Origin of the sequence: Winogradskyella haliclonae, assembly GCF_014635865.1 — a bacterium.
GTDB lineage: Bacteria > Bacteroidota > Bacteroidia > Flavobacteriales > Flavobacteriaceae > Winogradskyella > Winogradskyella haliclonae.
On sequence record NZ_BMDQ01000001.1, the window covers coordinates 297,656 to 320,410 of the forward strand.

The window sequence follows — 22,755 nt, forward strand, 5'->3', positions numbered from 1 at the left end:
CCCTTAACTTTTTGTAGTTTTATAGACTTCAAAATTCAATGTCATGTCAGACCAAAAACGTCTCTTTTTAGTTGATGCCTATGCCTTAATTTTTCGTGGGTATTATGCCTTTATAAAAAATCCAAGAATAAATTCTAAAGGTGAAGACACCTCTGCTATTATGGGATTTATGAACTCACTTTTGGATGTTATTAAGCGTGAGCGACCTGACCACTTGGCTGTTTGTTTTGACAAAGGCGGCAGCACTGATCGTGTTGAAATGTATCAAGATTATAAAGCCAATAGAGACGAAACTCCAGAAGGCATAAAAACAGCTGTCCCATATATTTATGAAATCCTTAAAGCCATGCATATTCCTATTATGGTAAAAGAAGGCTATGAAGCTGATGACGTGATTGGCACCTTAGCAAAAAAAGCCGAAAAAGAAGGTTATAAAACGTTTATGGTGACACCAGATAAAGATTTTGCACAATTGGTCTCAGATAATATTTTCATGTATCGACCAGTGTTTGGTGGTGGTTACGAAACTTGGGGCATTCCTGAAGTACAGAAAAAATTTGAAGTTACAGATCCTTTACAAGTTATAGATTACTTAGGCATGATGGGAGATGCCTCAGATAATATTCCTGGATTGCCTGGTGTCGGAGATAAAACAGCAAAGAAATTTTTAGCTCAATTTGGTAGTATGGAAGGCTTATTGGCAAATACTGACCAGCTCAAAGGAAAAATGAAAGAAAAAGTTGAAGCCAATGGCGAACTTGGTTTGCTTTCAAAAAAATTGGCTACAATTATGCTTGATGTCCCAGTTGAATTTAATGCTAAAGATTTTGAACTTGACCATCCCGATGTCGAAAAAGTAAAAGAGATATTTCAGAGTTTAGAGTTCAGGCGATTGACTGATAATTTTGTAAAAACATTTTCTACTGAAGCTCCGACTACAAATAATACATCAACAACCGAAGCAAAAACAGAAACTAAAGCCACACCTAAAGCACAAAAATCTGCTGGTGCTGGTCAATTTTCACTATTTGGTGGTGATGCCTCTTCTAATGAAGAAACAGTCTCAGAATATACTAGAAAGACAGCCGAAACTAGTTCTCACTTTTACCAAAGTGTTTCGCCTGGTATGGCCACAAAGCTATTTGTAAAAAATTTGATGACTCAAAATTCGGTTTGTTTTGATACCGAAACTACGGGCTTAAATCCATTAACTGCAGAATTGGTTGGTATTGCCTTTTCATGGGAAGTTGGGAAAGGGTTTTATGTTCCTTTTCCAGAAAACAAAGATGAGGCTCAAGAGTTAATTGAAGAATTACGTCCTTTCTTTGAAAGTGAAACCATTCAGAAAATTGGACAAAACTTAAAATACGATATTAAGATTTTAGCCAAATATAATATTGACGTAAAAGGGAAATTATTTGACACCATGTTAGCGCATTATTTAATCAATCCTGATATGCGACATAACATGGATGTGCTTGCCGAAACCTACCTCAATTATACACCAATCTCTATTACAGAGCTAATTGGCAAAAAAGGAAAAAATCAACTCTCTATGAGAGAGGTGCCTTTAGAGAAACAGACTGAATATGCCGTAGAAGATGCAGACATTACGCTACAACTCAAAGAACATTTTGAGAAAGAACTTGGAGAAGCCAATACCCAACAATTATTTGACGATATAGAATTGCCTTTACTTCGAGTTTTGGCAGATATGGAGTTGGAAGGCATCAACTTAGATAAAGACTTTTTAAATTCATTATCCGAAGAATTAAATAACGACATCTCCAATCTTGAAAAAAGAATATACAATACCGCTGGAGAAGAGTTTAATATTGCTTCACCAAAACAATTAGGTGTTATTTTATTTGAAAAACTAAAATTAGTAGACAAACCAAAAAAGACTAAAACGGGTCAATATTCTACCGCTGAAGATGTGTTAAGTTATTTGGCAAAAGACCATCAGATTATTAGAGATGTTCTAGATTTCCGTGGACTTTCAAAACTAAAGAGTACATACGTAGATGCTTTGCCTCTTCAAGTAGAAGACAGCACCAACCGCGTGCATACAGATTACATGCAAACCGTTGCCGCAACTGGTCGTTTAAGTAGCAATAATCCAAATCTTCAGAATATCCCCATCCGTACAGAACGTGGTCGCCAGGTAAGGAAAGCATTTGTTCCAAGAAATGAAGATTATACGCTACTCGCTGCAGATTACAGTCAAATTGAATTACGAATCATTGCTGCATTAAGTGAAGAGGAAACTATGATTGAAGCCTTTAAAAACGGAGAAGATATCCACGCGTCCACCGCTTCAAGAGTCTTTAATGTGCCAATTAGTGACGTCTCTAGAGAGCAACGTAGTAATGCCAAAACCGTAAACTTTGGGATTATTTATGGGGTATCGGCATTTGGTTTAAGTAACCAAACGGATTTATCTCGTAGTGAAGCCAAAGAGCTCATTGATACTTATTACGAAACCTATCCAAAACTTAAAGCTTATATGAGCAAACAGGTAGATTTTGCTCGTGACAATGGCTATGTGCAAACCGTTTTAGGACGTCGTCGTTATCTTAAAGATATTAATTCTCGTAATGCTGTTGTCCGTGGTGCGGCAGAACGTAATGCCGTTAATGCACCCATCCAAGGTAGTGCTGCAGACATTATTAAGATTGCTATGATTAATATTCATCAAAAATTAAAAGCTAGCGATTACAAATCTAAAATGTTATTGCAAGTACATGATGAATTGGTATTCGACGTCTACAAACCTGAGTTAGACAACATGAAATCCCTCATTAAATCTGAGATGGAAAATGCTTATAAATTATCTGTTCCTTTAGATGTTGAATTAGACATTGGCGATAATTGGTTGGAGGCGCATTAAACATCATTTTTTTGAAGTAGCTTTGCGCTCTATCTATGAGTATCATTTCAAAAGACATATCAAAAGCAGTAGCATTACTAAATGCTGAAGAATTGGTGGCTATACCTACCGAAACGGTTTATGGTTTAGCTGGTAATATTTTTAGTGAAAGGGCAATAAAATTAATATTTGAAACCAAACAACGACCGTTGTTTAATCCTTTGATAGTCCATATTCCATCTTTAGACTATCTTAGTAAAATTGTAGATGATATCCCTAAGAAAGCCCAACTTCTGGCAGATGCTTTTTGGCCTGGCCCAATAACTCTGGTATTAAAAAAGAAACCTGTAATTCCTGATTTAATAACGGCAGGCAAAGCTACTGTAGCCGTGCGCATCCCAAATCATCCAATCACATTAGAGTTATTAAAACAGTTAGATTTTCCTTTAGCTGCTCCAAGTGCAAATCCGTTTAACCGAATTAGTCCTACAACAGCTAAGCACGTGGAAGATTATTTTAAAAATGATATAAAAATGGTGCTCGATGGTGGTGCGTGCAAAAGTGGTATAGAATCTACAATTATTGGTTTTGAAGATGAAGAGCCTATTATTTATAGACTTGGCTCAACACCTATAGAAGCTATTGAAAAAGTGGTTGGAAAAATTGAGCTTAAAAATAGTTCAGCTAAGCATGATGGAAATCAAAAAGATAGCGCACCTAATGCTCCAGGAATGTTGGCACGTCATTACTCACCAAGGACAAAAACGATTCTTACCGATGATTTGGCTAAAGCCATTTCTCAAAACCAAGATAAAAACATCGGTATTTTATCTTTGAATTCTGAATTTGAAAATCCCGCTGTGAAATTTCAAGTAAAACTTTCACTAAATGAAAATTTGCAGGAAGCTGCTTCAAATCTGTACGATGCATTACATGAGCTTGATGCCGCAAATCTAGATATAATTATTGCAGAACGTTTTCCTAATTACGATTTAGGAAAATCTATTAATGACAGATTAGAGAGAGCAACAAAATAATCTTCAACATTTCAAATTTTATACCCATTGATTTTCAGCTTAAAAAAACATTAGCTAAGGTTTGTCAATCCAATAAGTTATCGTAAATTTGCAAACTCTTTTTCGGAAGAGGAATGTTTAATCAATTGTATCATAGTGGTACAACATAAATCAAATTAGTGTGGATACATTAAGCTACAAAACAGTTTCAGCTAACAAAGCTACCGTTAATAAGGAGTGGGTTTTAGTTGATGCTGAAGGACAAACTTTAGGTCGCTTAGCTTCAAGAGTAGCAATACTTTTAAGAGGTAAGCACAAACCTAATTTTACGCCACACGTTGATTGCGGTGACAATGTAATTGTTGTTAATGCAGAAAAAATCAACTTAACTGGTAATAAGTGGACAGATAAAAGTTATATCCGTCACACAGGTTATCCAGGTGGACAAAGAAGCCTGACAGCTACTGAGATGTTTGAGAAAGACCCTAGCAGATTAGTAGAAAAGTCAGTAAAAGGAATGTTACCTAAAAACAAATTAGGAGCAGTTCTTTTTAGAAACTTAACAGTTGTTTCTGGTACTGAGCACGCTCACGAAGCGCAGAAGCCAAAAGCAATTAACTTAAACGAAATTAACTAATGGAAGTAATTCACAAAATTGGCCGTAGAAAGACGGCTGTTGCTCGTGTGTACGTTGCCAAAGGAAAAGGTAACATCACGGTGAACAAAAAAGACATGGCGGATTATTTTACTACTGCAACATTGCAGTATAAAGTAAACCAACCTTTAGCCTTGACTAACAATGATGGCAACTTTGATATTACTGTAAACGTATACGGAGGTGGTATCACCGGCCAGGCAGAAGCAATACGTTTAGCATTATCTCGCGCAATGTGTGAGCTTGATGCTGAAAACAGAGCAATATTAAAGCCAGAAGGTCTATTAACTAGAGATCCAAGAATGGTAGAGCGTAAGAAATTCGGTCAGAAGAAAGCGCGTAAGAAGTTCCAATTCTCGAAACGTTAATATCCAAACAACACTTAATTCAGAGTCTGTTAATTCAGATTCTGAATTATTTTATTTTATTGAAATCGCTGAAAATTTCGGCAAAAAATTAAACCAGTTATTGTTGTCCATGATGGTAACATCAGGATTTAGTTTAGCATCTAAATGGTTAAGGCAAGCAAAAGCGACCACTTAATCATTGCTAATTCAACAGAACGTAAACTATTACAAAATGGAAAAAGTAGAAGTAAAAGAATTACTTGAAGCAGGTGTACACTTCGGTCACCTAACACGTAAGTGGGATCCAAACATGGCGCCTTACATCTATATGGAGCGTAACGGCATCCATATTATTAACCTTTACAAAACTGCAGCTAAGATTAACGAAACTGCTGAAGCAATGAAAAAAATCGCTGCTTCAGGTAAGAAAATCTTATTTGTAGCTACAAAAAAACAAGCAAAAGACATTGTTGCTGATAAAGCAGGTGCTGTAAACCAGCCATACATTACAGAAAGATGGCCTGGTGGAATGTTAACTAACTTCGTAACTATCCGTAAAGCTGTTAAGAAAATGGCTGCAATTGACAGAATGAAGAAAGACGGAACGTTTAACTCTTTATCTAAAAAAGAGCGTTTACAAGTAGACCGTCAACGTGCTAAATTAGAGAAAAACTTAGGTTCTATCTCAGACATGACACGTTTGCCAGGTGCTTTATTCGTTGTAGATATTAAGCGTGAGCACATTGCTATTAAAGAAGCTCAAAAATTAAATATCCCAATCTTTGCAATGGTAGATACTAACTCTGACCCACGTCAGGTAGATTATATAATTCCTGCAAATGATGATGCTTCTAAGTCTATCGATAAAGTTTTATCTATCGTAACTTCTGCAGTAGCAGATGGTTTAAGCGAAAGAAAAGCTGAGCGTACAGAAAAAGAAGATAAAGCAGCAGCTCCAGCACCAAAAGCTGAAGCTAAGAAAGCGGCTCCAGTTGCAGCTCAAGAAGAAGAATAAATAAAAGAATTATACAATAGTTAGAGTCGTTTAATTCTTTTCAAATCAGAAAATAGTTAAGCGACTTTTTCAAATTTTAATATACTATGGAAAACACAGTAAAAATTTCAGCAGCAGAAGTAAATAAGCTTAGAAAAGCTACTGGTGCTGGTATGATGGATTGTAAAAAAGCACTAGTTGAAGCTGGTGGTGATTTTGACAAAGCAATCGAAGTTTTACGTAAAAAAGGACAAAAAGTTGCAGCTAAAAGAGCAGACAGAGAGTCTTCTGAAGGTGCAGCTGTTGCAAAAATTAATGCAGATAATACAAAAGGTATTGCACTTGTATTAGGTTGTGAAACTGATTTTGTTGGTAAAAACGAAAACTTTTTAAAGTTAGCAAGTGACTTTGGAGATATCGCTTTAAACTACAGCAACAAAGAAGATTTCTTAGCTGCTGATTTTGGCGGAATGACTGTAGCTGAAAAATTAGTTGAACAAACTGGTGTAATTGGTGAGAAATTAGACATCAATGCATTTGAAGTTATAGAAGCTGCTTATGTTGGTTCTTACGTTCACATTAACAAAATTGCTGCTATCGTTGGTTTCTCTGCTAAGGTAGATAACGTTGAAGCTTTAGGCAAAGATGTTGCTATGCAAGTTGCCTCAATGGGTGCAACTACATTATCTTACAAAGATTTTGATCCAGCTTATGTAGCTTCAGAAACTGAAGCGCGTATCGCAGTTATCGAAAAAGATAATATCGAATTAGCACGTTTAGGAAAGACTTTAAAGAATGTACCAAAATACATCTCTATGTCTCAATTAACTCCTGAAGTGTTAGCACAAGCTGAAGAAGATGCAAAAGCTGAACTAAAAGCTGAAGGTAAGCCAGAACAAATCTGGGATCGCATTTTACCAGGTAAGATGGAACGTTTTATCTCTGATAACACAACATTAGATAATGAGCAGTGTTTATTAGACCAAGCATTTATTAAAGACGAAAAGAAAACTGTTGCACAATATGTAGCCACTTATGGTGAGGTAGAAGTAACAGGATTTAAGCGTGCTACAGTAGGGTAATTAATAACCTATATATACAAAAAAAGCCTTCAGAATTCTGAAGGCTTTTTTTATGAGCGATACTCTCAAAACTATAATACAAATCACGATATATATTTCACTTTTAAACCTAGCAATAATTGTTTAGCTTTGCTTAACTTTCAAAACATCCAATGAAATTTAAAAGAATACTACTCAAACTTTCTGGCGAAGCCTTAATGGGCAATAGACAATATGGTATTGATCCAGAGCGTCTTTCAGAATATGCCCATGATATAAAAACCATAACAGATCAAGGGGTTGAAGTTGCTATTGTTATTGGTGGCGGAAACATCTTTAGAGGTGTTGCAGGTGCAAGTAACGGTATGGATCGTGTACAAGGTGATCATATGGGCATGTTAGCTACTGTTATTAACGGACTTGCTCTACAAGGTGCTTTAGAAGATGCAGGCATACCTACACGTTTGCAAACAGCTATAAAAATTAATGAGGTGGCTGAGCCTTTTATTCGCCGCAAAGCCATGCGTCATTTAGAAAAAGGCCGCGTTGTGATTTTTGGTGGCGGAACAGGAAATCCATATTTTACAACAGATTCTGCAGCAGTATTACGTGCGATTGAGATTGAAGCCGATGTCATTTTAAAAGGGACTCGTGTCGATGGTATATATAATGTAGATCCAGAAAAAGATAGTAATGCCATTAAATTTGATCATATTACTTTTGAAGATGTTCTACAAAAAGGCTTAAAAGTTATGGATACAACTGCATTTACATTAAGTCAAGAAAACGAACTCCCAATAATCGTTTTTGATATGAACAAAAAAGGTAATTTATTAAAAGTTGTCTCTGGTGAAAATATTGGCACCAAAGTTAACTTATAAGGTTTGGCTCAAATTTTGATAATGTTTCATTAAAATTTAACAACATGAATGAAGAGATTCAATTTATTATAGATACAGCAAAAGAAGCTATGGAAGGTGCATTAAAGCATCTCGAAAAACAATTAGTGAATATTAGAGCAGGCAAAGCCAGTCCTTCTATGCTAGGTAGTGTCATGGTGGACTATTATGGTTCTCAAACACCTTTAAATCAAGTAGCTAATGTCAACACACCTGATGGGCGTACCATTACTGTACAACCTTGGGAAAAATCAATGCTTCAAGAGATTGAACGTGGTATAATGATAGCTAATCTTGGGTTTAATCCTATGAATAATGGCGAAAGTATTATTATCAATGTTCCGCCATTAACCGAAGAACGTCGTAGAGAATTGGCAAAGCAGGCCAAAGCTGAAGCTGAAGATGCAAAAGTTGGTATACGTAACGCACGTAAAGAGGCTAATAACGATATCAAAAAAACAGACGTATCCGAAGATTTTCAGAAAAATGCTGAGATTGACGTACAAGAACTTACAGATAAACACGTTAATACAGTAGACCAAATACTTGGTGCTAAAGAAAAAGAGATTATGACGGTGTAATTAATTACACCATCCCTCTTTTATTTTAATCCATTAACTACAAACTATCCAATTGATGCTAAAGCGTTCCCTTGCTGTAATTTTACTATGCATGTCTACTTATGCTTTAGCACAAATTGAACCTAATGAAAATTCCGAAAAACAAGCGAATAAAAAAACTGAAGACTCTTTAAAAAAAAGAGTCTTTTTAGAAAATATTGGTTTGGGTTATTTCCCTACCAAGTATTTTAATTTTGACCTTAGATACTTAGTAAAGTACAATCAATTTGAAGGTTTTAGAACTGGTCTTGGAGGTGTTACTAGTGAAAAATTTTCCGATAAATTTCGTGTCAATGGTTATCTGGTATATGGTTTTAGAGACCAACGTTACAAGTATAGTATTGGTGGCGGATTAAGACTTAATGAAAAAACAGACACTTGGGTTAACTTTACCTATACGGATGATTTACAAGAAACGGGCAGTTCAAAATTTTTAACGGATAAACGCTTCTTTTCATTTTTTGAACCACGTTTATTAAATATAGATTTGTTCCATCGACATATTACAAAATCTATATCCGTACAACATAAAATATCAAATAACCTACTATCAGAAACTCAGTTTGCTGTTAGCAGGGTTAATCCAACTTACAATTACTCATTTGCATCTAATGGAGACGTATTTAACTCTTTTAGATTCAGTACTGCTACTCTAAGTCTGCAGTGGAGCCCCTTTAGTAAGTATGAGTTTATCAATAATAAAATTGAAGAAACTGTTGATGGTTATCCAAAATTCACGGGCCAATTAACCCAAGGTTTTGGAGATGTATTTAAGAGTGATTTTAATTTTGCAAAAATTGATTTTAGAACCATCCACCAAATAGATTATGGTAATGAATCACTGACTCGATTAACGTTAGTCGCTGGATTAGCTTCGGGAGAAACCCCTTTAACGCATTTGTATCATGCTTACCCTAATAATATTAGAAAAGAGACTGTTTTGCAGCGCTTTTCTGTGGCTGGCTTAAACAGTTTTGAAACCATGTTTTTTAATGAGTTTTTTAGTGACCGATTTACTACATTTCAATTTAAGCATTACTTAAAGCCTTTTAAAATCTCAAGCCGTTGGAAACCTCAATTGGTCTTAATCTCGAGATATGCTCTAGGAAACATGAAAAGTATAGACCAACATCAAGGTATAAATTTTGGAACTCTAGACAAGTTATATTCTGAGTCCGGATTTGAGATTAATAAACTACTTTTTGGATTTGGATTAAGTTTTGCTTACCGCTATGGCGGTTATCACTTACCATCTTTAGGCGATAATTTTGCATTTAAGTTTACCTTTAATATCTCTTTGTAGTTTATTTTTTGGATTCTATAACAGAATATTCAACTGTTTTGTAACCTACTCTTCCATCCTTAGTAACCGCCTCAACAATAACAAGAAATTCTCCTGTATTATCTGAATGGCTGTATTTTACTTTATTTGAATTATTACTATTCATCTTTACATCAGGATTCCAATAAATTGTAGAGCGTAAGTCAGGCTCTGAATTTATACTTGAAAAGCTATCCTCGTGATCTGGAACATAAAACTCCTTTACAGTTGAAAATACTGATATTGTATGAATCTTGACACCTTTCTTTAAATCTAGAGCACCATAAAGTCCCTTATTAGCTTTTGTATAAATTGATATTACAGCGCCGTCAACAATTCCAAAAGGAGGAGGTTCACCGTTAACAATTGATATTAACTCTTTGAGCTTCTTAGCATTTTCTATGACCTCTAAACTGGTAATTTCTTCTGGCCTTATATATTGGAGTAAATCATAATTATCTTTCATAACTGGCACTCCATCTACTACCCATAAAGTCACATAACCTTTTCCATGTTTAATAGATTTAACACTTAGGCTTGTACTTCCAATTTCTCTAGTGACATATAATTTATCTCTAAACCCAGAAGATATGACATCAAAAAGTCCTGAAGACCATTTAGGGTTTTTCTCTAATAAGTCTTCTCCATTAATAACAACATCTGGTTCACCATATTTATCAAACATTTCTTTTCGCTTTGGAGTCATCTTATAAGCATCAATAATAACTTCATCTAGCTCTGTAACACCAGTAATATTTGTATAATATTTATTTAATTTATTAAGTTGATTACGATTGGTTTTTACTAACCTACTAATTGAGGTGTCTTGTTTAATAATTTTCTCTGATTCATTATAAATAAAGTCTGGTATCATTCTTTTTCGTTTATTCAAAGTGATATCATAATTTCTACTCTCTTTATCATTTAATCCATTGGGTTTAAAAATCATTTTCTTTTCGTTACCATATAAGTCATCAATTCGAAAATCAAAACTACCCGGAACTGATAAACTCCCAGAATAGATAGAATAATCATTGCCCAAAGTGGTCATCATAACATCTAAATCTTCTTGTTTAAAATTCGAGTTCTTGACATTAATAACACCTTTAATACTCAATCCTTTTTCTAATTTGTAATCGAGTTTTTGTTTTGGAGTAACATACTTATAATTTCTCCACCCTTGTGTTAACATTAAATCATCAACGTTAAGTCTATTTTCTCTTGAAAAATATCTTCCCGGTTTATCTATCTTGCCTTTAATATCTGAGCTTAATAAAAAATATGAGAGTATATTATCTCTTTCATTCTCAATGTCTCCATATAATGATTTATCTAAAACTAAAATTGAAGCACTTGCATCTTCTTCAGTAATAGACTGTTGATTATTAAAACCTAAATCTATATTTACAGTTTTTCTTTTTTCTAGTATCATTGAACTAAACTTTGCATTTATGTCTAGGTAGCGTTCTGATAATTCATTAAAATATAAACGTTCTGAAATAGCTTGATAGTTTTTGTTTGATAATTGAAAGATTATAATACCGTTAGGAAATGTAGATTTTGGTATAGTAAAAATATATTTGTTCTCAATTAGACTTACTTCTTGACTAAAGTATTCCTTCCCTCTTACTGAGCCTTTTAATATCAGTTTATCATTGTTTAAGATGTTAGTCCTAATAGCTACTATTAAGAATTCTTTTCGCTCAGAAACTGATAATGTGTAGCCTAATTCTTGTATTTCTGGTAAATGATAGTATTTATATGTTTTACCATCTTTATTTAAAACTCTTGCTTTATATAAGCCAGTCTTTGGCAAGTCTTTAATTAGGAAGTGACCTAAGCCAACTTCATTACTTTTGAAAGTACTCAAGACTTCATCTCTTTCATTTACAATTTCACCATTCGCAACTATACTTTTGCCATTATTATCTGTAACTTTAAAACCAATTTTAATTGGAAGACCTCTTACCATTTTTCCACCCTCTGGAAAGAATTGTAGTCTTAAATCTAATATCTCAACTACTTCACTAAGGTCTTTATTATTTAAGGTTTTATCTCTTACTAATTCATCATCAATACTTGAAGGTATATCTGAAAAAATTTTAATATACTTTTTCGCAATAAAATCATCACCAAAATTCTTGTTCAATTCGCTGTAAGCTCTTATTTGGTAATTACCTTCTCTGTAACTTCTGTTTAAATCAAAAAACCCTTCCCCTATACCATTCTTAATCTTTAATAGTTTCGATTCTACAATCTCATTCTCAGAATTTATTAAATCTACGTTTAAAACACCACTAGTAATCTCTAAATTGTGTGTTACAGCATTTGCTAAAATAGCTTTAAACCAAATAGTTTTATCAGAAGTATAAATATTACTATCTAACTGTAAATAGATTTTCTCAGCAAAGGCTTCATGCTTAATATTTTCATTTGTTTGTGAAAACAAACTACTTTTTAGCATGAAAAAAAATACACCAAGTAATAAAGTCTGTATTCTATTTCCCATAAAATATCTATTTATATAAAGTTACAAAGAGCATAAAAAATTGATATTAATTGTCTGTTAAAATATCAAGATTTATGTGTGTTTTAATTCAAAAGTCTACCTTTAAATTAATCTATATTATAATGATTAATAAAAATTAATTTTAACACAGATTATCTACGTTTTTTCTACCTTTGACGCTCATTTACAAATGCATGTTTAAACTTTTAACAACTGGTTTTTGGGAAACTGTTGCGCGATTAATTTTGCGCAATAAAATTGCTATTCTCATCACAGTGATTTTGTATACTATATTTTTTAGTATGCAATGGAAGCACATGCGCTTTACATATACTGAGGCTAACCTATTACCAGATGATCACGAAGTAAACCTTAGTTACAATAATTTCCTCGATATTTTTGGTGAAGAGGGAAATCTCATAGTATTAGGTGTAAAAGACTCCATGCTTTTTTCTATTGAAAAACTTAATGCATGGAATCGTCTTTCTGAAGATTTTAAAAGTTTTGACGAAGTTGAAACAGTTATTTCCATTAAAGATTTACAAAAACTAGTTAAAAATACAAAAGAAGAAAAGTTTGATTTAGAACCTTTTATCAAAGATTCTATTACTTCAATAAAACAAATTGAAACATTACAAGATGAGCTTTTTAAAAAGTATCCTTTTTACGATAATTTTTTATTCAATAAAGATTCTAAAACCGTTCGAACAGCTATATATCTTAAAAAAGATATTGTAAACACCTCAGCTAGAAAAGACTTTGTAATTCAAACACTAAGTAACAAGATAAGTGAGTTTGAAACAACTACAAATCTCGATGTGCGTGTTTCTGGAATGCCATACATACGCACTTTAAACTCCCAAAACATTGTTGACGAAATAAGTCTTTTTATAGGAGCCGCATTAGCAGTAACCTCATTAATTTTCTTTTTATTTTTTAGGTCGTTTAGAGCCACATTTATATCATTGATTGTTGTCTGTATTGGTGTGATGTGGACCTTTGGTATTCTTGGCTTATTAAATTATGAAATTACAGTACTGACAGCGCTTATTCCGCCATTAATAATTGTTATTGGTATCCCAAATTGTATTTTCTTAATTAATAAATATCAACACGAAGTAAGATTACACGGGAACAAGGTCAAATCACTTCAACGCGTCATCACAAAAGTGGGTAATGCCACTTTAATGACAAATGTGACTACTGCATCTGGTTTTGCAACTTTTATCCTTACTGAGAGTCAACTTTTAAAAGAGTTTGGTATTGTGGCATCTTTAAGTATTCTAGCCATTTTTATACTTTGCCTTTTAATTATACCTATTCTATATACATTTCTACCTTATCCTAAACCTCGTCACTTAGAACATTTAAACAAACGCTGGATAAATGGTTTTGTAGATTGGATGGAACGTATGGTAAAGCACAAGAAAATAACCATATACGTTACGGCATTAATCTTATTAATTGCAAGCCTTTTAGGTATAAATAAGATTATTATATCTGGTAGTCTTATTGAAGATATGCCAAAAAATACAGAGTTTTTTAGTGATATCCGTTTCTTTGAATCTGAGTTTAATGGCATAATGCCATTAGAAATTATGATAGATACCAAACGTAAAAAAGGTGTCATGAAATTGGCTACAATAAAAAGAATGAATCAGCTTGAAGAGTTGATTGAAGAAATCCCTGAACTCTCAAAACCTATTTCTGTAGTTGGCTTAGTAAAGTATGCAAAGCAAGCTTATACAAATGGTAATCCTAAGTACTATCAGTTGCCAACAAGTCAAGAAAACTTATTTATTAGTTCTTATGTAAAAAAGTCCTCTTCAGATGTCGATTTACTTAGGAACTTTGTCGATAGTACAGGTCAATATGCTCGCATCACTACCTTTATGAAAGATATTGGAACTGATAAAATGGAGCGTATTGAAGAAGACCTTCAAAATAAAATAAATAAAGTTTTTCCGAAAGAACGCTACCAAGTTACCATCACAGGAAAAGCATTAGTTTTTCAAAAAGGAACTAAATATCTTGTAAGAAATCTTGTTATCTCTCTAACCTTAGCTATTATATTAATTTCCATTTTTATGGCTTATATGTTTAGGTCTGTAAGAATGATTGTAGTATCTCTAATACCAAACTTATTACCATTATTAGTCACTGCAGGACTAATGGGTTATTTAGGCGTTCCTATAAAACCTTCGACTATATTAGTCTTTAGTATCGCTTTTGGTATTTCTGTAGATGACACGATACATTTCTTAGCAAAATATAGGCAAGAGCTACAGGCAAATCATTGGAAAATACGTAAATCTGTTTATGCCGCTCTAAGAGAAACAGGCGTAAGTATGTTCTATACCTCAATTGTGTTATTTTTTGGGTTTTCGGTGTTTACAATTTCAAGTTTTGGAGGTACAGTAGCTTTAGGTGGATTAGTTTCTGCAACATTACTATTTGCCATGTTATCAAATTTATTATTATTGCCATCGCTATTACTCTCATTAGAGCGTAGCATCGCAAATAAAGAAGTACTAAAAGAACCTTCTATAAATATTATTCCTAAAGATGAGGATGATATCGAAAAAGAAATAGAATAGATTAAAAAAGAATAAAAAATGACTACCAAAACTGTATCAGAATTATTAACTCAAGATGTTACATTACAACAAGTCAGTGTAAAAGGTTGGGTTAGAACGTTTAGAGCTAATAGGTTTATTGCCCTTAACGATGGTTCTACAATAAATAATATTCAGTGTGTTGTTGATTTTGAAAATTTTGATGAAGCACTTTTAAAAAGGATAACTACAGGTGCTGCTTTGCATATTAATGGAGAGTTAGTAGAGAGTCAAGGTAAAGGTCAAAAGGTTGAAATCGTCGTATCAACGATTGAAGTTTTAGGAGATTCTGATGCTGAGACTTATCCTATTCAACCTAAAAAACACTCCTTCGAATTTTTACGCGAAAATGCACATTTGCGTACACGCACAAATACATTTAGTGCTGTTATGCGTATAAAGTCTACATTATCTTTTGCTGTCCACAAGTACTTTACAGAGAATGGATTTTACAATATGCATACGCCGATGATTACAGGAAGTGATGCTGAGGGTGCTGGAGAAATGTTTAGAATTACCACCTTAGATGCAAAAAACCCTCCACTTGATGAGAATGGAGATGTGGATTTTAAACAAGATTTCTTTGGAAAAGAAGCAAACCTAACTGTTTCTGGGCAATTAGAAGCTGAAACTTATGCCATGTCTCTTGGTAAAGTTTATACATTTGGACCAACTTTTAGAGCAGAGAACTCTAATACGTCACGTCATTTAGCAGAGTTCTGGATGATTGAGCCAGAAGTTGCTTTTATGGATTTGGCTGGCAATATGGACTTAGCAGAAGACTTCATTAAATCTGTGATTAGTTATCTTTTAGAACACAATCAAGAAGATTTAAAATTCTTAGATGAGCGTTTATTTAATGAAGAAAAATCTAAGCCTCAAGCTGAGCGTAGCGAAATGCGTTTAATAGAAAAACTAAAGTTTGTTACAGATAATAACTTTAAACGTGTAAGTTATACAGAAGCAATAGATATTCTTAGAAATTCAAAGCCAAATAAGAAAAAGAAATTTAAATATTTGATTAATGAATGGGGCGCAGATTTACAATCTGAGCATGAACGTTTCTTGGTAGAAAAACACTTTAAATGCCCTGTAATTCTATTTGATTATCCTGCGAATATTAAAGCCTTCTATATGCGCTTAAATGATGATGAAAAAACGGTAAGAGCCATGGATGTACTTTTTCCTGGTATAGGCGAAATTATCGGTGGTTCACAGCGTGAAGAACGTCTAGACATTTTAAAAGAAAAAATGGCTGCATTAGATATTCCAGAAGAAGAACTATGGTGGTATTTAGACTTACGTAAATACGGTACAGCTGTACATTCTGGCTTTGGATTAGGTTTTGAGCGATTAGTCATGTTCGCCACTGGAATGGGTAATATTAGAGACGTTATTCCTTATCCTAGAACACCGCAAAATGCAGAGTTTTAAAAAAAGTTTAAAATTTTCAGAAAACAATCTAATAACGGTATAGTTTTAGATTGTTTTTTTATTTTTAACTAAATCGAAACCAACAAATGCTAAAACAGTATTTACAATTTAAGTTATCACAGAAGCTCTCACCGCAGCAAATACAACTCATGAAGTTGATTCAGCTGCCAACTCAAGCTTTTGAGCAACGACTCAAGCAAGAGCTGGAAGAAAATCCTGCTTTAGATACTGGAAAAGAAAGCGACGCCAAGGATAACGAATTTGATGAATTTGATAACTCTCAAGACGATTATAACGACAGTGACACTATTGATGCAGGGGATATTAATGTCGATGAATATTTAAGTGATGATGAGATTCCAGATTATAGAACTCACGCAAATAATTATAGTGCTGATGATGACGAAAAATCGATACCATACGCTTCAGGAACTTCCTTTACTCAACACCTAACAAATCAACTCAATACATTTAGACTTAATGACCAAGAATATGAGATTGCTCAGTTTTTGGTAGGAAGTGTTGATGAGAGTGGCTATATCCGTAGATCTTTATCAGATATTACAGATGATTTAGCTTTTACTCAAAATGTCTATACCACAGAAGAAGATGTCGAAAAAGTATTAGGAATAGTGCATCAATTAGACCCGGCTGGAGTTGGCGCTAGAAACCTACAAGAATGCTTAAGTATTCAATTAAATAGAAAAGAACAACATCCAGATATAGAATTAGCTACAAAAATTATAGATAAAGCATTTGAGCAATTTACAAAGAAGCATTACAAAAAATTACTTCAAAAATTTAGCATAACAGAAAACGAACTTAAGGCAGCTATTGAAGAAATTGAAGGCCTTAATCCTAAACCAGGTGGCTCGTATTCTGGAAGCAATAGAATGGTTGAGCATGTTGTTCCTGACTTTGCTATTAAAATAGTAGATGGTAAGTTAGAACTTACACTCAATGGTCGTAATGCTCCAGAATTACATGTCTCGCGCACCTACAACAATATGCTAAAAGGTTATAAAGAATCTAAAGAGAAATCAAAATCTCAGAAAGATGCTGTACTATTTATTAAGCAAAAATTAGATGCCGCTAAATGGTTTATCGAAGCAGTAAAACAGCGTCAACAAACACTTTTTGTAACCATGAGCTCTATTATGCATTACCAAAAAGAGTATTTTTTATCTGGGGATGAACGCATGCTAAAACCAATGATTCTTAAAGATATTGCCGATGAAATTGAAATGGATGTTTCTACAGTTTCTCGTGTTGCAAACAGTAAATATGTAGATACGCCATACGGCACAAAACTCATTAAAGAATTTTTCTCTGAATCTATGACCAATGACCAAGGAGAAGAAGTGTCTACTCGTGAGATTAAAAAAATCCTAGAAACCGTTATTGAGGAAGAAGACAAGAAGAAACCTTTAACTGATGATAAACTTGCAGGTATATTAAAAGAAAAAGGTTATCCAATAGCTAGACGTACTGTTGCAAAATATCGTGAGCAATTAGATATTCCTGTAGCACGATTACGCAAAAAGATTTAGTTATTACAGTTTTCACAATAACTCTTTCTTAGATAATCATCTTTTAGTAATTGAAAAGTTACACCATCTTCCTCTGGTGTATTAAATAGTTGGCAATACCTATCTTTATTTAAGTTCACAGCATTAAGCATTATGGCGCGATATTCATCTGTCTTAGTTAATTCTTTATTTATTAATGTCAGATTGAGGTAGTAGAATAATAAATCTTCATCTACATCAATTTGCCTTGCTTTATCTGACAATAATTTTGCTGCTGCTTCAACATTAGCATAGTAAGATAAGAATTGTGCTAAGCTGAAATAGTCAAAATCTGATAGTGGTATTTTCTCATATATTGACTTTATATAATTAACCGATTTGTCTTTGTTAGAGTAATCTCTTTTTCTATTAAAATTCTCGCTTTGAATAATATGATAATTAATCATCATTCTATTAATCAAGGCTTTTGAAATTTTATACTTTTCAAGATTGAAAATTTCATCTTTAAACAGTGAAGGATTTATCTTTTCAATATTATAGCGCCATATTTTAAATTTTATTGCGGCAAGATTGTATCTAACTCTAGTATTTTTGGGATCTAACTTTTTTAATTGTTCAAGCTCGTTTCTAACAATAACTATTTGTCGTTCATCTAACTGATATTTAATAGCACTGTTTTTATTTAATATATTGATGAATTTAAGCTGCATTGGTACTTCAAGTTGCTTCAAAACATCTGGAGAAACCTCACTGTTTTTCAACTTTTCAAATAGAGAATTCTGAATAGTATTTGCCTCATCTAAATTGTCCTCTTTTATGGATTGATTAAATAAGTTTACCAACTGTGTTACAGGCATTGTTTTGTACTTATCCTTTTTCTCAAGCTCCAAAGTAATTAATGCCTTACGATGATTTTTTAAATACGGTTCCATCTCTGTAGAAAATGCACCCACTAGCTTCTTCTTTATTTGCGCTTTACTTAATACTTTTAGGTTTTCGTATTTGGTACCTTCAATATCATTTAAAAATTCAACCCAATTCTCTGAAGATGAAATCGTATTTTTTATAGTAGGTTTTTGATAAGTCTGTATCGCTTTTGCAATACTATTTGCTCGTCCTTCTTGTAATTCTATATTGCGCTCCAAGCTTCCTTCAACGGAGGAATAAGCTTTAATGTTTATGGTTTTAATATTAAAATCTGTGAGGTTTAACGAATCGTAAACAGGCTTTATATCTTCAGGAGAATAGATCGACTTATTTTTCTCAAAAGGTATTTTAAACTTTAGAGTTTTATATCTAATCTTAACATTTTCTTCACCTTGACTCACTAATTTTTGATTTTTAAAATTTACAGAATCTAAGTACATGCCCATGTCTAGTAAATCCCATTGATATGCTTTAAGATTGTATATAATTTGATATCGACATAGTGTTTTATTTCCAAGAAAAAGAATATTGTACTCTAGCTCTTTTCCTTTTAATTCAGTAGGTATTTTACCCACTAAAACTCTAAACATATCCTTTCCACTAGAGCGTAATCCACTTTTTAGACGCTTAGCGTACACTGGTTTAAGTAGCTTTCCATTTATTTGCTTATTCTCTATAGATGTAACTGAGCAGTTATAAATATCTTTTGCAACAACATCAAGAGCTAAACCATCTGTTGGGTTTTTAAAAAGTAGATTAAACCACTTTCTGTCATTAGTCTGAAAGTATAAATTTCCATTTTCGTTCTGAATAGAAAATCTAACTTCCTTTGTTTTTTGACGAAACACATTAAAACAATTAGAACATGCTTTATTTCTTTCAGCTTCTGTTTGTGGAAATACTATTCTGAAATTCTCCTCTTGAGAAAAAGAGACATTTGCAGTTAAGACTAATGAGATTAAGAGAATTAAATATTTCAGTTTCATTTTTAATATTTTTCTGAATTTGAAAATTAATAAATTACTTTTGTTTGACAGCTATGGATTTCATCTTAAAAAGTATATCGTACATATTTCACCCATTAATAATGCCACTGCTAGGTGTTTTGTTTTACTTTTCTAAAACACCTAGATTTATCCCAGAACCTATTAGTCAAGCCAAGATTTTTTCTACAATTCTGCTTACTATCATTCTGCCTGTATTGGTCTACTATTTATTAAAAACCCTAAATAAAGTAGATAGTATTTATCTTAAATCTACTGACGAAAGAAAGTTACCATTATTAATCAATTCTGTAATTATCGCACTAGTGATTACTCGTGTTTTTACGCAAACCGAAATTGAAGAATTGTACTATTTTTTTGTGGGGATATTATTATCAACTCTAGTCTGTTTTTTTCTTGCAGTTTTTAAAGTAAAAGCTAGTATACATATGTTAGCTGCTTCTGGCTTTTTTATGTTTGCCATAGCATTGAGTATTCATTTTCATATAAATATTAATGGTTCTATTGCGCTTATGATGATTTTACTTGGTGCAATAGCTACGTCACGCTTACACTTAAAAGCGCATACATATCCTGAATTAATTATTGGTAGTCTAACAGGCTTTATTCCTCAGCTTTTGCTGCTGAAGCTTTGGCTATAATATATAGAACATTATTCCAACCTTAATAGCTCTAGAGTCTATAGATTGATTGTTTAATTGTGCGGTATCATCAAAAATAGAGTTAAGCCCATAATAGATTTGAAAATTCCATGTGCCATATCCGGCACTTAAAGTAAGTCCGTACTGCAATTTATTAAAGGCGTCAATATTAGATACATTTGTAGTTAATAAATCGCTTTTTAATTTAGAAGAATTATATACTAAATAACTTAGTTTAAATCCTGGATATATGCGCCAAAACTTGTACGTCTCAGCGCTCGAAGTTCTCCATCGAAACTCAAAAGGGACATCTATTAGGTAGGTTGTAAATTTATTCTTAGTAATATTTCCAAGACCTCCATCATCTATAGAAAAATTAATGTTTCCTGATGTTTCCGTAATAATCAAGTTCTGGTTATATGAGTTAGAAGAAATTCCTAGTCCTATACCAATTGACCAATTTCGTTTTTGATTAATTGGCATATCTCTTATAAAACCAAAATGAAAGCCTGTAGAAAAATCACTCTGAGAAACACCATTCGGATTATTTGATAATAGATTATAAGTAATAGACGCATAAAACTGATCTTCACGATACCTATCATCTATAGCAACAGATAAACTATCTTGCGCCCAAGAAAAGCTAATTGGTAAACAAAACAATAACAAACAATAATATAATCTCATGCTGTAAAGCTATTAAATTTCAGTAAGTATAGCATATAAAAAAAGCGTTATGATATATACCATAACGCTCTCAAAAAATTAAGATTTTATTTATTCTTCTTTTTTCTTACCGGTAATGTACATGATCTTAAGTGCATTAGCTTCTCTGAGCTCTTGCTTAACATCTGAAACAATACCTGCATTTGTATTTTCATCGACCTTTAAAGCTATAACAACCCTATCTTTTAATTCTTCAGGTAGTGTAGCGATATATTCGAAAACAGCAGGCTGAACGGCATCTAAATTAACAAATGAATCATTAATTTGAATACGCCCTTCGGTACCTAAATTACTGTATTGCGAACTTGGTTTCCCAGCATAAATAAACATGGTTCTGTCTTTTTTAAGCTTCTCTATCTGATCTGCTACAGGTAAAGTGTTTTCTACCATTGTAGAGTTATCTCTCATTACAGTTGCTACCATAAAAAAGAACAATAACATAAATACAATGTCTGGTAAAGATGCCGTCGATATCGCCGGTAATTCACCACCTTTTTTCTTCTTAAACTTAGACATACTAATTAACTTTTATCTGGTTCTGCTTCTGAGAGTTTCATAGGATACATGTCCTTAATTCTCTTAATATCGGCGTTCAGCTTTTCGTCTTTATTAAACTGATTCTTTTCTTTCTCCTCTAACATGGATGCAAAAGATCTGTTAAAAATACGTTGAGCTTCTCTTTCTCTCAGCTCGTTATAAGCTGCAACTAGTTCGTTCTGTACTTCGATATATCTGCCATAACTAGTTTCTCTATCATGCTTTAGCGTAATAATTGCCTTATCGGGATGATCTGACGAAGCTGGGTCTTTTTTACCTCTACAGTAAGTACATGACTCACCTTCTGCATTAACATCTCCACCATTATCTAAGAAGTCTACTGCTGCCTGTCTTAAATCTTTGATATCCATTTCCTCTTCTTCAACCAAAAGACGGTCATCTCTATTTACCAAAATAGTAAACAAGTTTTTTTGTTTAATAATTGGTGGCTCAGTTTGTGAATCATCAATTGGCGGCAAACTTCTTAAAATACCTTTATCCTTCTCGATTGTAGTTGTTACTAAGAAAAATATCAATAGTAAGAAAGCAATGTCAGCCATTGAACCTGCGTTAACTTCTGGTGCTGCTCTTTTTGCCATAATCTACTATTTACTTAATATTTTTTTTACTCCTGAGAAAATCATTGAAACTGCAGCAATAGCTAATAGTATATAAAAAGCTACTAAACCTGCACCTACCATTTGAGACTGACCATCAGTTGCAATACCATCCTGTAACTTATAAGCTCTAGTGTCTCCTCCTGAAACTACATAAGAAATAACAAGTACAGCAACAAAAGCGCCAACTCCTATTAATGTGTTTTTAAGACCTGCTGTATTTGTAAATAAATTTTTGACTACAAAGAATACAACAAATGCTAATACTATTCCTAATATTATGTATGCTACATAAGCCATAGGATCTACTAAGCCAGCAGACTCACCACTCTTGATTGCGTCATCTCCTGCAGAAATAATTCTAACAAGAAAAACAATACCAAGAACCCCTAGTAAGGCTGCTACTATTTTTAATATTTTATGCATATCTACTT

General features: G+C 33.1%; 19 protein-coding genes. 13 read left to right on the forward strand and 6 right to left on the reverse strand.

The annotated features are described in order from the left end of the window. Positions 1 to 43 precede the first annotated feature (43 nt). From polA to IEV10_RS01415, 9 genes are all read left to right on the forward strand, one after another. A complete protein-coding gene (gene polA, locus IEV10_RS01375) occupies positions 44 to 2,890 on the forward strand; it encodes a DNA polymerase I (protein WP_188372904.1) in 2,847 nt (948 codons plus the stop codon). A gap of 35 nt (positions 2,891 to 2,925) precedes the next feature. Continuing rightward, complete coding sequence (locus IEV10_RS01380; RefSeq protein ID WP_188372905.1) at positions 2,926 to 3,906, forward strand: L-threonylcarbamoyladenylate synthase; 981 nt, start codon at positions 2,926 to 2,928, stop codon at positions 3,904 to 3,906. Positions 3,907 to 4,066: 160 nt separating this feature from the next. Continuing rightward, a complete protein-coding gene (rplM, locus tag IEV10_RS01385) occupies positions 4,067 to 4,522 on the forward strand; it encodes a 50S ribosomal protein L13 (protein ID WP_188372906.1) in 456 nt (151 codons plus the stop codon). Beyond that, the gene (gene rpsI / locus IEV10_RS01390) at positions 4,522 to 4,908 is read left to right on the forward strand and encodes a 30S ribosomal protein S9 (protein ID WP_188372907.1); all 387 of its coding nucleotides are present in this window, start codon (positions 4,522 to 4,524) and stop codon (positions 4,906 to 4,908) included. Before rplM ends, rpsI begins: the two co-directional genes overlap by 1 nt. Before the next feature lie 211 nt (positions 4,909 to 5,119). After that, a complete protein-coding gene (rpsB, locus tag IEV10_RS01395) occupies positions 5,120 to 5,902 on the forward strand; it encodes a 30S ribosomal protein S2 (protein WP_188372908.1) in 783 nt (260 codons plus the stop codon). Between the two features lie 86 nt (positions 5,903 to 5,988). Beyond that, entirely contained in the window at positions 5,989 to 6,963 is a 975-nt protein-coding gene (gene tsf, locus IEV10_RS01400; RefSeq protein WP_188372909.1) for a translation elongation factor Ts, read from the forward strand. A 152-nt stretch (positions 6,964 to 7,115) separates the two neighbouring features. Beyond that, on the forward strand, positions 7,116 to 7,823 hold the full coding sequence (gene pyrH / locus IEV10_RS01405) for a UMP kinase (protein ID WP_188372910.1): 708 nt from the start codon (positions 7,116 to 7,118) through the stop codon (positions 7,821 to 7,823). Positions 7,824 to 7,867: 44 nt separating this feature from the next. Further along, positions 7,868 to 8,422 carry a ribosome recycling factor gene (gene frr, locus IEV10_RS01410; protein ID WP_188372911.1) on the forward strand — a complete coding sequence of 185 codons (555 nt, stop codon included), beginning with the start codon at positions 7,868 to 7,870 and terminating at the stop codon, positions 8,420 to 8,422. 55 nt (positions 8,423 to 8,477) lie between these two features. After that, positions 8,478 to 9,764, forward strand: coding sequence for a DUF5686 family C-terminal domain-containing protein (locus tag IEV10_RS01415; RefSeq protein ID WP_229719557.1), 1,287 nt, complete (start codon positions 8,478 to 8,480; stop codon positions 9,762 to 9,764). 1 nt (position 9,765) lies between these two features. Here the strand turns inward: IEV10_RS01415 and IEV10_RS01420 are convergent, their stop codons facing one another. Next, a complete protein-coding gene (locus IEV10_RS01420; RefSeq protein ID WP_188372912.1) occupies positions 9,766 to 12,291 on the reverse strand; it encodes a hypothetical protein in 2,526 nt (841 codons plus the stop codon). A 194-nt stretch (positions 12,292 to 12,485) separates the two neighbouring features. Here IEV10_RS01420 and IEV10_RS01425 point away from each other — a divergent pair, with 194 nt between their 5' ends. The 3 genes from IEV10_RS01425 to rpoN all read left to right on the forward strand — a co-directional run bounded on the left by IEV10_RS01425 (position 12,486) and on the right by rpoN (position 17,890). Then, on the forward strand, positions 12,486 to 14,888 hold the full coding sequence (locus IEV10_RS01425) for an efflux RND transporter permease subunit (RefSeq protein ID WP_188372913.1): 2,403 nt from the start codon (positions 12,486 to 12,488) through the stop codon (positions 14,886 to 14,888). A gap of 18 nt (positions 14,889 to 14,906) precedes the next feature. Then, on the forward strand, positions 14,907 to 16,340 hold the full coding sequence (gene asnS / locus IEV10_RS01430) for an asparagine--tRNA ligase (protein ID WP_188372914.1): 1,434 nt from the start codon (positions 14,907 to 14,909) through the stop codon (positions 16,338 to 16,340). A gap of 86 nt (positions 16,341 to 16,426) precedes the next feature. Next, complete coding sequence (gene rpoN, locus IEV10_RS01435) at positions 16,427 to 17,890, forward strand: RNA polymerase factor sigma-54 (protein ID WP_188372915.1); 1,464 nt, start codon at positions 16,427 to 16,429, stop codon at positions 17,888 to 17,890. On the opposite strand, the gene IEV10_RS01440 is transcribed toward rpoN, so the two are convergent. Beyond that, entirely contained in the window at positions 17,887 to 19,782 is a 1,896-nt protein-coding gene (locus IEV10_RS01440; RefSeq protein WP_188372916.1) for a hypothetical protein, read from the reverse strand. The two genes, rpoN and IEV10_RS01440, sit on opposite strands and share 4 nt — an antisense overlap. Before the next feature lie 53 nt (positions 19,783 to 19,835). On the opposite strand from IEV10_RS01440, the gene IEV10_RS01445 reads away from it, so the two are divergent. Further along, positions 19,836 to 20,441 (forward strand): hypothetical protein, encoded by a 606-nt coding sequence (locus tag IEV10_RS01445; RefSeq protein ID WP_188372917.1) that lies wholly within the window; start codon positions 19,836 to 19,838, stop codon positions 20,439 to 20,441. On the opposite strand, the gene IEV10_RS01450 is transcribed toward IEV10_RS01445, so the two are convergent. The 4 genes from IEV10_RS01450 to IEV10_RS01465 all read right to left on the reverse strand — a co-directional run bounded on the left by IEV10_RS01450 (position 20,436) and on the right by IEV10_RS01465 (position 22,747). Then, complete coding sequence (locus IEV10_RS01450; RefSeq protein WP_188372918.1) at positions 20,436 to 21,128, reverse strand: porin family protein; 693 nt, start codon at positions 21,126 to 21,128, stop codon at positions 20,436 to 20,438. The two genes, IEV10_RS01445 and IEV10_RS01450, sit on opposite strands and share 6 nt — an antisense overlap. A gap of 90 nt (positions 21,129 to 21,218) precedes the next feature. Beyond that, positions 21,219 to 21,683 (reverse strand): ExbD/TolR family protein, encoded by a 465-nt coding sequence (locus tag IEV10_RS01455; protein ID WP_188372919.1) that lies wholly within the window; start codon positions 21,681 to 21,683, stop codon positions 21,219 to 21,221. Positions 21,684 to 21,688: 5 nt separating this feature from the next. After that, positions 21,689 to 22,303, reverse strand: coding sequence for an ExbD/TolR family protein (locus tag IEV10_RS01460; protein ID WP_188372920.1), 615 nt, complete (start codon positions 22,301 to 22,303; stop codon positions 21,689 to 21,691). Between the two features lie 6 nt (positions 22,304 to 22,309). Beyond that, positions 22,310 to 22,747, reverse strand: coding sequence for a hypothetical protein (locus IEV10_RS01465; RefSeq protein WP_188372921.1), 438 nt, complete (start codon positions 22,745 to 22,747; stop codon positions 22,310 to 22,312). Between the last annotated feature and the right edge of the window lie 8 nt (positions 22,748 to 22,755).